The organism is Acidovorax sp. KPB24-07, assembly GCF_057543315.1.
Genome location: NZ_BAAJYS010000560.1, coordinates 1 through 1,765, shown reverse-complemented (window position 1 = coordinate 1,765; position 1,765 = coordinate 1). Strand labels below are relative to the sequence as shown.

Annotated in this window: 2 protein-coding genes; both read left to right on the top strand. The window is 68.4% G+C overall.

The window, feature by feature from the left end; translation table 11 throughout:
• The coding region (locus AC27IQ_RS23830) for a thiamine-phosphate kinase (RefSeq protein WP_487091039.1) at nt 1-438 on the top strand (438 nt) is incomplete at its 5' end.
• 373 nt (nt 439-811) lie between these two features.
• Nucleotides 812-1,765 (top strand): pectate lyase (locus AC27IQ_RS23825; RefSeq protein ID WP_487091038.1); only part of this gene is annotated, 954 nt, incomplete at its 3' end.

Sequence of the window (1,765 nt, the reverse complement as noted above, 5' to 3'; positions counted from 1 at the left end):
CCGGCCCGCGAGCGGCTGGAGCGCACGCCGCGCGTGGCATTGGGGCAGGCCCTGCGCGGGCTGGCCCACAGCGCCATCGACGTGAGCGACGGGCTGGTGGGCGACCTGGGCCACATCCTGCAGGCCTCGGGCGTGGGGGCCCGCATCGACACCCAGAACGCTATTGAATTAATAGCAACAGGGGCAATGAGTACTAGGGCATCAGCGGCTTTTGACCACGAAACCCTGCTGCGCTGCGCCCTGGCCGGCGGCGACGACTACGAACTGCTGTTCACCGCCGCGCCCGAGCACCGCGCCGAGGTCCAGGCCGCCGGGCAGGCCACGGCCACGCCCGTGGCCCGCATCGGCACCATCGAGGCGGCGCCCGGCCTGCGGCTGGTGGATGCCCAGGGCCAAGCCCTCCCCCTGCGGTACTCGTCATACGACCACTTTCGCTGATCGGCAGCGCAATCACTTGCGGGACATCGCCATCCCTGCAAAGCGGCAGTTGTCGTACCACTTTGTGACGAAATGCCACCGAAACCACGCTTGCGGCCGTCCCGACGTTGCCCACCGATACCGACTGCGCAATCGTTTGCGCCTAAGTAGGTACTAACTCGAAGCGCCTTACCAAAGGCTTACGCACCCTCTGGGGCGTGGCAGACCGGGTAAACACGCATCGCCTCCTCTCCCCTGCCTCCCACAATCGCCGCCAAGTTGTACGACATCCTTCAAGATGATCTGCACACCAAGACAGCCGGGATCCCCAGGCTGCGATCGCCGCGCCGACGGCGCGTGCATTCCTTGCATCGAAGACGAGAGGAGACATTCCATGAAACGCAGAGATTTCGCGCTGACGGCGCTCGCGCCGCTGTGGCTCACCGCCTGTGGCGGCGGTTCGGGCGGCGCATCCGGCCCGCAGGGCGAGGCGGCCACCGCGCTGCGGCGCGCCGCCGACTACATGGACGAGGTGGTTTCGTACCGCGGCGGCTACGTGTGGTCGTACTCGCCCGACCTGAAGCAGACCTTCGGCGAGATGGAGGCCTACCGCACCATGTGCTGGATCCAGCCGCCGGGCACGCCCTCGGTCGGCCACGTGTACCTGGACGCCTACCACGCCACCGGCGACGAGCGCTTCCTGCAGGCCGCCGAGCGCACCACGCTGGCCATCGTCGCGGCGCAGCACGCCTCGGGCGGCTGGAACTACATCCACGACTTCGCGGGCGAGGCGTCGCTGCGCCAGTGGTACGACACCATCGGCAAGAACGGCTGGCGGCTGGAGGAGTTCCAGCACTACTACGGCAACGCCACGTTCGACGACGCGGGCACGGCCGTGGCCTCGCAGCTGCTGCTGCGCATGTATGTGGAAAAGCGCGACGTGCGCTTTCTCGCGCCGCTGCAAAAGGCCATCGACTTCGTGCTCAACGCGCAGTTCGGCCCCGAATACGGCGTGGCGAACGGCGGCTGGCCGCAGCGGTTTCCGCACTTTCCCGGCGCGGTCGGCGCCATGCCCTCGCCCCACCCCGAGCAGGTGCCCGCGGGCGCCCATTCGGGCATGGAAGACGGCGACTACACGCTGCACGTGACCTTCAACGACGACGTGATGGGCGAGAACATCAAGTTCCTCACGATGTGCGTGATGGCGCTGGGCGAGACGCGCCTGCTGGCCCCCATCGCACGCGCCATGGAGTGCATGCGCCTCATGCAGCAAAGCGGCCCGCAGGCCGGCTGGAGCCTGCAGCACCTGTCGCGCCCCATGGGCGGCCGCCCGGCCGGCGCACCGGCC